Annotated in this window: 6 protein-coding genes and 1 pseudogene; 1 reads left to right on the forward strand and 6 read right to left on the reverse strand. The window is 42.1% G+C overall.

Going from position 1 to position 9,240, the window contains the following annotated elements; genetic code table 11:
- Positions 1-104: 104 nt before the first annotated feature.
- Positions 105-268: pseudogene (locus D7V20_RS17690) on the forward strand (IS256 family transposase); the annotation flags it as partial.
- A 315-nt stretch (positions 269-583) separates the two neighbouring features.
- Here D7V20_RS17690 and D7V20_RS17695 read toward each other — a convergent pair.
- From D7V20_RS17695 to D7V20_RS17720, 6 genes are all read right to left on the reverse strand, one after another.
- Complete coding sequence (locus D7V20_RS17695) at positions 584-1,939, reverse strand: ATP-binding protein (RefSeq protein WP_016165442.1); 1,356 nt, start codon at positions 1,937-1,939, stop codon at positions 584-586.
- The gene (locus tag D7V20_RS17700; protein WP_114837830.1) at positions 1,939-2,601 is read right to left on the reverse strand and encodes a response regulator; all 663 of its coding nucleotides are present in this window, start codon (positions 2,599-2,601) and stop codon (positions 1,939-1,941) included. The genes D7V20_RS17695 and D7V20_RS17700 overlap by 1 nt, the downstream gene beginning before the upstream one ends.
- A 239-nt stretch (positions 2,602-2,840) precedes the next feature.
- Positions 2,841-4,148, reverse strand: coding sequence for a TolC family protein (locus D7V20_RS17705; protein ID WP_092692962.1), 1,308 nt, complete (start codon positions 4,146-4,148; stop codon positions 2,841-2,843).
- Complete coding sequence (locus D7V20_RS17710) at positions 4,145-4,471, reverse strand: DUF3240 family protein (RefSeq protein ID WP_092692960.1); 327 nt, start codon at positions 4,469-4,471, stop codon at positions 4,145-4,147. The genes D7V20_RS17705 and D7V20_RS17710 overlap by 4 nt, the downstream gene beginning before the upstream one ends.
- Positions 4,464-7,547, reverse strand: a complete 3,084-nt coding sequence (locus tag D7V20_RS17715; RefSeq protein WP_092692958.1) for an efflux RND transporter permease subunit — start codon at positions 7,545-7,547, stop codon at positions 4,464-4,466. The genes D7V20_RS17710 and D7V20_RS17715 overlap by 8 nt, the downstream gene beginning before the upstream one ends.
- Positions 7,548-7,557: 10 nt before the next feature.
- Positions 7,558-8,796 carry an efflux RND transporter periplasmic adaptor subunit gene (locus D7V20_RS17720; protein WP_092692956.1) on the reverse strand — a complete coding sequence of 413 codons (1,239 nt, stop codon included), beginning with the start codon at positions 8,794-8,796 and terminating at the stop codon, positions 7,558-7,560.
- Positions 8,797-9,240 lie beyond the last annotated feature (444 nt).

Here is a 9,240-nt window from a genome sequence, read left to right on the forward strand (position 1 = left end):
TTTTAAGTATCTGATGAACCCTTATTCTGCTTCCAAAAGACTTTTACATTATGTAAAGATTGGTGAATTTGTTGACATATACTACCTTCAGGGACAACCATTGTATCAGAGGAGACATTAGCTATCCTGCTAAAGTACATCATACAATTTATACAAATGAGTCATTGAATAGTGTGATCCGTCAATCAAGAAAAGAAAAATCTTTTCTTCCGATGATTCTATGAAGAAAGAAGTAATTTACTTCGCAACATTAAATCCTGCTAAGAAATAGACATTGCCAATCTTATGTGGCATTACTACTCATGACTTTAAGCAATGAATTGATTTACTATTCATTTCGATGGTTGATTAAATGATCATTTATAAAAAATCGGACTTACACAAAATGAGTTACAGACTCTAATATCACCCTCACTTTAAGTGGCATAAGTTATATTACTGCTTTTATCAGACTTATGCTGCAATATATGAGTGTAGGACAGTAGGCTTTTTTACCTCTGTCGCTATATAGCCATAAGTAGTTATGGCACCCCAATCTTCAATTTTGAAAACTACTTCTCAGCCCAGTAAATAGCGCCATTATTTAGTTCTGCTGGTTAAATTCAATCCTAACCATAAGACCACCAATAGCATTTGTCCGATGTAACTCAACTTTTCCGTGATATAAATCGACAATTTGCTTAACAATCGATAAGCCGAGACCACTGCCAATAATGACACTGTTCTGATTCACCCTATAGAATCTTTGGAAAATCAGAGGTATTTGTGCTTCATCCAAACCAATTCCATTATCCTCAATCTGCACAAAGCTATAATTTTTAACACAGCCACAACTGATTTTTATGACACACGGGCGTTCATAACTACGATAGATGATGGCATTCTCTAAAAGATTACGGAGCATAATTTCCAATTGCTCAGGTTGAGCCATAACTAGAGCTGACTCCAGTTGTAACTGTAAGTCAACTTTTTTTTGACAAAGCTGAAAATCCATCATCGAAAGAGTACTTTGAATCACATTAACGAGATCGACCGAGCCTTGAATTTGATGAGCATTGGGTTCAATCCGGGCTAAGGTTAGTAACTGTGTAATCATTCGCGAGGTTTTATCAATGCCAATCATGATGTCCTCAGCTGCTTCTCGTGCCTCCTCAGTCGAACGTGCACTCTGCAAAACTTGTGCATGCAGACGGATCGCCGCCAAAGGTGTACGTAACTCATGGGCTGCATTTGAGGTAAAACGTTTTTCACGTTGCATGCTTTCTGCAACTTCACTCAATAATGTATTTAATGACTTCACCAAAGGTTCGATTTCTTTGGGCACGACAGGGTTGATGGGTTTTAAATGTTCAATCGACTGCTTTTCCAGATTTTGACTGATACTGAATACAGTGGACAAATTGCTACGTACGGTCTGCAAAATCAGCCAAGACAATAATGGTAAAAAAAATGCTGAAACCCCTATTAAAAATAACAGCATATCTCTCTGGATATCCTGACGGATAGTCCAGACCTGTGCAATTTGTACTTGTATAGTGTGGGTGCTGTCCCAAACCGAATAACTGCGATAGGTTTGATTGTGAATATTAATCCAGCCAAAGTTGGCTTGCTGGACAAACGGATGTGTGCCAACGCCAACCGAACGATAAATCAACTTGCCATTACGATGCCAGATCTGGAAAATAATCTGATTATAATGCTCCCCTTGAGCTTTCTCGATGACCGTATGATCCGGGATTTGCCCCGCCAGTGAACTTGAAGTAGTCGAAAGTAAAGCATGGGCTGTTTCAGCCAGTGATTTATCAAAAATATTGTTCGCGGTACGCTGCATTCCCCAGTAAATACAACCTAAACTACCCACCCAGACACTGGCGGTGATGACCATTAAAATAAATGATAGACGTCTGGTCAGTGAATAACTGCGAATGAAATTGGCCATTAATAATTTTCATCCATAATATATCCAAAGCTTTGTACAGTGCGCACGATATTTTTTCCCAGCTTACGCCGTAAATTATGAATATAAACCTGTATCACATTACTGCTCACATCTGCATCATAGGCATAAAATGAGTTTTCTATACTCTCCCGTGAAATGATCCGGCCACGGTTAAGGATAAATAGTTCTAGCAAGTGAAACTCTTTCGGGGTTAATTCAACTTCAGTGTGATCTCTCAGTACCTGTTTAGTCGCTTTATTAACCGCAATATTGCCAATCTGAATCAAATCACTCACTTCTCCTGAAATACGGCGTAATACTGCTTGAATCCGTGCAATAACTTCATACAAATCATAGGGTTTAACTACAAAATCATCTGCCCCAGCATCTAAACCGGAAATTCGCTCCTGAGTTTTATCCTGAGCAGTCAAAATAATAACGCCTACTTTATTCTTTTTACGACGCAGTGACTTTAAAATTTCCAATCCATTCCTGTCTGGCAAACCTAAATCAAGCAAAATAAACTGATAATCATAACTCGCCAAAAAATGATAGGCTTGTTCTGCTGTGGTGGCGATATCAACAACAAAATTCGCTTGGTCTAAGCCCCGTGCTGTCGCCTTAGCCAGTAAGACATCGTCTTCAACTAACAATATTCTCACGTCTGAGCTCCCCCTCTCATTCTACTTCTTGCAAGCCTAAATTTTATTTCCGTGAAAACGACAGCTATAGCTGAATTCTGAAAGACATAGCACCGAAATATTTTCGTAAAATACTATTTTATCAAGCTTTTACCGTGCTGCTCAATTAAGTAATCAGCTATACTCTGGCCCCAAAAAGACAGAATACCAGCCGAATAATGACCACACAGGGCATTGATGTATCAGCACTCTACTATATTTTACTCTGCCTGATGATCCTCATGTAAAGGCCATAGTTGATGTGAATTCAGCAATAGCAAACTCAAGCTTTCTGCATAATCAATTTTGGCTTGATCAATTCGACCACGCGCATCAACCAGTTGCTGCGAATGGAGTAACAGTTCATTTAAACTCAATTCACCGAGCTTATATGCTTTTTGCATCAATCCATGTTGTTGCTGTAACTGTGCCAAATTCTGTTGAGCCTGCTCACTCCGTACAGTTGCCGACTCCATCTGCGTGAACCAGTATTGCGTTTCCTGACGCAAACGGTTTTCTACTCGTCCGATCTCAAAATTGGCCTTTTGAGCTTCCGCCATGGCCATACCAGAAGCTATCCGCACTTGCCGACTGGCGAGTGGAATTGAAACGCTCACACTCATCAAATTTTCAATGCCTGACTGCTCACGACTATAGCCCACTCCGACCGTAGGATTAGCTACCCGATTGAGTTTCTCTCTTTTGACTAACGCATCTTGCTGTGCTGCCTGCGTTTTGGCCAACTCAAGCTCATGGTTAGCAGACAAAACCTGCTGTATCCATTCAGTCTGTGTATATTCGAGTGGGCGAATTTTGATGACATCACTGCTCCAGTGTTCTGGAATTTTCCCCTGATAATCACGTGACAATAGCTGCTGTGCTTGGTAGTAAGCTGTTTTAGCCTGCATATATTGTTCTTCGATTTGCCGAGATTCATTGCTGAGCAGCATCAGTTCCAGTCGTGGGGCATCTCCAGCACGGATACGCTGCTGGGTCATTTGCATATAGTGTTGTATTCTTGCCTGCTGTTCCTCTAAGCGTGTCAATTGCAAAGCACTACGCATATAGGCAAACCACTGATTCAGCAAGGTTTTGGCAACTTCATGTTTGGCATCTTCATATTTTAATTCTGCAATACTCATCCCTCGTTGCGCCAAATCCTGATCCAGCCGGTATTTGCCAGGCAAACGAATCTGCTTTTCAACACCAAAGTTCGGCTCATAACTATTGGACTTTGTTTGACCATCCTGGGCATCGGTGTTACGAAGCTGCATCCCCGCACGTACGGTCCAGGGATGGCCCAGTTTTAGCCCTTGTCCTGCAAAATTGGCATAGTCCTGATCCGAGACTGCCGACCGAACAGTTGGATGCTGTGACAAGCTCTGCTTGATCGCATCGAGTGGTGGCAAGACCTGATCCAAAGCGGGTTCCGCGGAGACGACAGAAGCCATCATCACACAACAGCCCAAGCCTATTAAACATAAGGCTTTACCCAGCAAACGGGGTTGAGTAGCTATCTCTGGTTTCATTCGTTCACCTTTCCTTGACCAGCATAACCCGATGCTATGGTTGGTAATACCCAATAGAAACAGTCACTTGATTTAAATTTCTTTTGGATATGGGCTAAAATTAAAGGCACAGTTGCGAGGGGTAAAATCAACAGAATCAAATTACGCTCAGTTGCACCCCGAATTTTTTCTTGAATGTTGCGATAATGTTGGTGGCTGCCGAAACCTTGTGCCGGGATACAGGTACATCCTGTCACAATCTCGGGAATGAGCCATAAATGGCTCATTAATTCTTCCGCAATATCACTGGAGATGTTGATAGAGAGTTGGCACATTTCAGACATGAATATCTCGCACTAAACCAAATTGTTTAAACAAGTTAGGAAGTAAAATCAGCGTCAGTAAGGTGCAGGAAATTAACCCGCCAATTACCACGATCGCTAATGGACGCTGAATTTCAGCACCTGGCCCAGTGGTAAAGAGCAAGGGAATTAAACCCAAAGCCGCGATACTTGCAGTCATCATCACTGGACGTAAACGTCGCATAGCTCCCTCACGAACCACCTCTTCAATTGCAATGCCGCGTGAAATGAGCTGGTTAAAATAACCGATCATCACCAAACCATTCAGTACAGCAATCCCCATTAATGCAATAAATCCGACCGAAGCAGGCACCGATAAATATTCACCGGTAATGGCTAAGGCCACGACTCCACCAATTAAAGCAAAGGGAATATTCACAAAAACCAGTACTGCCTGACGAACAGAACCTAAAGTTGTAAAGAGCAGGAAAAAAATCATGGTCAACGCTGCAGGGACAACCAGCATCAGACGCGCTGCTGCACGTTGTTGATTTTCAAACTGGCCACCCCATTTCAATGAATATCCTGCCGGTAATTTAACTCTCTGGGCAACCTGCTGTTTTGCTTCCTCGACAAAACCGACCAGGTCGCGGTCACGCACATTGGCACGGACAACGGACATTCTTGAAGCATTTTCCCGGTCAATTTTAACGACACCTTCAGTCTTGACCATTTCTGCTAAAGAGGACAATGGTACAGCCGCTGAGTTTTCAACAGGTAAATTCATATTTGCAAGGGCAAAACTGGATTGCCCCAGACGCGGATCACCTTTGATCATCAACGGAACCGGTCGACCCTGTTCAATAATCGAACTAATTTGCTGCCCTTCGATGAGCATTTTGAGTTGTGCCTGTATGCTTTGACTATCTAGCTGATTGCGAACAGCCATATCACGACGAATACGTAATTCCTGATATTGCACCCCGGAATTTTCCAACGTCATGACATCTTCACTGCCTTTGATCCCTTGTAGAACGGTAGAAATTTGCTTAGACAGCTGATTTAGCTGGTCTAAATCGGTACCAAAAATTTTGACTGCTAAATCTCCACGTACACCTGATAACATTTCTGAGGTCCGCATTTCAATCGGCTGACTAAAGGTCAGATTGACTCCAGGAACGTCAGTCAATACATGGCGAACTTTGGCTAAAATCTGCTCCTTACTTTGTCCCTGCCACTGATCTTGCGGTTTCAAAATGACAAAGCTATCGGTTTCATTTAAGCCCATGGGGTCCAGGCCCAGTTCATCCGAGCCTGTTCTTGCCACAATGCGGGCCACTTCTGGAACTTGTTTTAGAATTCTTCTTTGAATGTCCAGATCAAGTGCAATTGAATTTTGCAGACTGATCGATGGCATTTTTTCCAGCTGCAATATGGTGTCACCTTCATCCATGGTTGGCATAAAAGACTTACCAATGAGTGGGAAAATAAGTGCAGCAACCACCAAAGCGCCTCCGGCCAAAGCATAAACACGTTTCGGATGAGCTAAACTTGCATTTAATACCTTGCTATATGCCTGTTCCAGCTTAGCAACAATATATGGCGTGTGATGTGCTTGAGATTTCAAGAAATAAGAACACAGCACCGGAATAATTGTTAATGAAAAAATCAGTGAGCTCGACAGTGCAAAGACAATGGTCAGCGCCACCGGAGAGAAAAGCTTCCCTTCCAGCCCCTGCAACGTCATCAACGGAATGAAGACCAGCATAATAATGATCATTCCTGCGGTCACCGGCACCGCCACCTCACAAACCGCGCGATAAATGACGTTCAGCGACGGTAAAAACAAACGGTGTTTGGACTCGTGTGCATCTGCCAGTTGCATTTCGATATTTTCCACCACCACAACAGCCGCATCGACCAGCAAACCAATAGCAATGGTTAAGCCACCCAATGACATCAGGTTGGCACTTAATCCAAACTGACGCATCATTAAGAAGGTACTCAACGCAGATAAAGGTAAAATCGCGGCAACAACCAAAGCGGCTCTTAAATTGCCTAAAAACAACAGCAATAAAATCAGGACCAGTACAATCGCCTCGATCAAGGTTTTACTCACGGTATGAATGGCACGATTCACCAGTTCACCACGGTCATAAAAAGGCTTGATCGTAACGCCCGGGGGTAAGTTTTTCTCAATGTCCTGCAAATGTTCACGCACACTTTGCACAACCTGACGTGCATTGGCGCCTTTTAAAGTAAGGACAATCCCTTGAACAGCTTCACCCTGACCATTTTCGGTCACTGCCCCGTAACGGGTAAGGGCACCGGTATGGACATCGGCAATGTCCTTCACTTGCACCAGTGTCCCTTGATGATTGGAAACAATAATCTCACCCAGCTCTTGTAAATTGGTGACACGACTATCGCTACGAATCAGTAATGATTCTCCATTTTCATTCAGACGACCGGCACCGTCACTTGCATTATTTAATTCAATTGCTTGTTTTAACTGATCAAGAGATAGACCTCTTGATGCCAGAGCATCCAGGTTGGGTGTCACTTCAAAAGTACGTGCCAAACCACCCAGGACATTGACATCCGCTACCCCTTCAATTTTTCTGAGCTGTGGACGGACGACCCGATCGAGCAAGGTTCGTTTTTCCATATCACTCATAGGGCCATGTAAAGTGAACATAAAAGATTCACCTAATGGCGTCGTCATAGGCGCAATCCCACCAGAGGCATTGCCAGGCAAAGCTGACATGACTCCAGTCAAACGCTCATTGACCTGTTGTCGGGCCCAATAAGGATCTGTCCCTTCTGCAAAATCCAGGGTAATGATTGCAATGGCATATTTAGATTGTGAACGTAATACAGTCTGATGAGGAATTCCCAACATTTCCTGTTCTATCGGTACCACAATACGGCTTTCCACCTCTTCTGGCGTCATGCCAGGAGATTTCATCACAATTTGAACCTGTGTACTTGATACATCGGGAAAGGCATCAATCGGCAATTTTGTAAATGCCAAATAACCTGCAACACTGATTGCCACACCCAATAACAGCATTAGGATTCGTTGACTCAGTGAAAATGCAATAATACGTTTTAACATGTGCCTAACCTCATTTCATCGCAGTGCTACTACTGGCAGGTGGTGCCTGCTCTGCACCGAAACCTGACCAAACGGCTTTTAGACGTTCGACACCATTCACAGCAACTTGAATTCCAGGTTTTAATGTGTTTCCAATCACATGACTTTGCTGCTGGTTCGCACCCACCAATTCCACCGGCATTGCAAAGAAACCATTTTGATTTTTGATAAAAATGAAGTGCTTGTTATCTTTTAAAGTCAAGGCAGTACTTGGTATTACCCATGCAGTTTCTGTTGTCGGGTTATGGCTTTGAATATTCGCTTTAATAAACTGTTGTACTTTTAAACAGTTATCCTTGGCATTCATCTGAACTAAAACATTTTGAGATTGCGTATTGTCTGAAAGTGCTGGTGCAATTTTTTGTACCTGCCCAGTAATTTCACACCCCTCAACTTTAACCAGATCGCCAATCTGGATATATTTGCTATCCGCTAAAGGGGCTTGCAACATTAATTGCAAAGGTAGATCACTATTCACCAACTGACCCAGTACTGCGCCGGTTTCTACATATTGACCTGCAGATACCTGTAAACTTTCTACACTGCCTTTGGCGGGACTTTTAACATACACTACGGAATTCAGTCCCTGACTGCTACTTCCTCCCATAAACTGCAACATGCGTTGCTTGGCACTCAAATCAATATTCAGTCGTTGCACTACATTCTGGGCTTCCTGTACACGTTTTTCAGCAATAATCCCTTCAGCATATAAACTGCGTTCACGTGCCAAATTTTGGCTGGCCAATTGCAGTTGTGCACGAATTTGTAAAATTTCATTTTGAATCTGAATTAAATCAGGGCTATGAATGGCCAGTACAGGATTATGGAGACCCACTTCGGCTAAAGGTTGCACCAGTACCTGTTGAACTATCCCCGCTATCGGGCTGGTTAAGACCACTTTACTTTGAGGTGACCACTGCGCTTGCCCCTGCAAAGTCAGTGCAAGTTGTACATCACTTGTCGCTTGTCCTAAAGTTTGTAATTGAATACCTGCCTGTTGAATCTGTGTGGGCGAAATTAAAATCTGATTACCAGAGACATCTATGGTTTCTGTTTCATTGGCGGTTACATTTTGTGGCTTTGATTTTTCCGCTTTATTTTTATTAAATAGTGAACTGCTCGCCCACCAAACTCCTAAAATTACCAAGACCAATGTGCAAATACTGAGAAATATTTTATTATTTCGTAATACACTCACTTGTTGACTCACTGATCTACCCTCAAAAATATTTTCTCTCAGGATAAATTTAAGTTCTTAAGATCTAATTAAGTTTGGAAATCCAATTTTTTCAGGATCTAAAGGGTAATTTCCACCTAAGCATAATATCTCGGTTATTTCTAAAGAGCAGATGAAGGCGGAAAAAGAAAACCATATCCCCCTTATCTCGAGAAGCAATGAGTTTGCTTAAATCAATTCAAGAATATACTCAGTCACAAAATTTCATCTCCGTTAAAGGGCCAGTTAATAAATATCCCTACAATGTCGTGAAAATACATTCATCTACTTTACTTTATAAATTTTAATCATTATTTTTTTAGAGCAAAATTAATCATGCACGATTTCAATCTGAATTGATTCAGATTGAAATCAATTATTTTTATTTTTACTTTATCCTAAAAATTATTACGCTGGATTAAATCAAAACTATTAAAT

Source organism: Acinetobacter rongchengensis (assembly GCF_003611475.1).
GTDB classification, from domain to species: Bacteria; Pseudomonadota; Gammaproteobacteria; order Pseudomonadales; family Moraxellaceae; genus Acinetobacter; species Acinetobacter rongchengensis.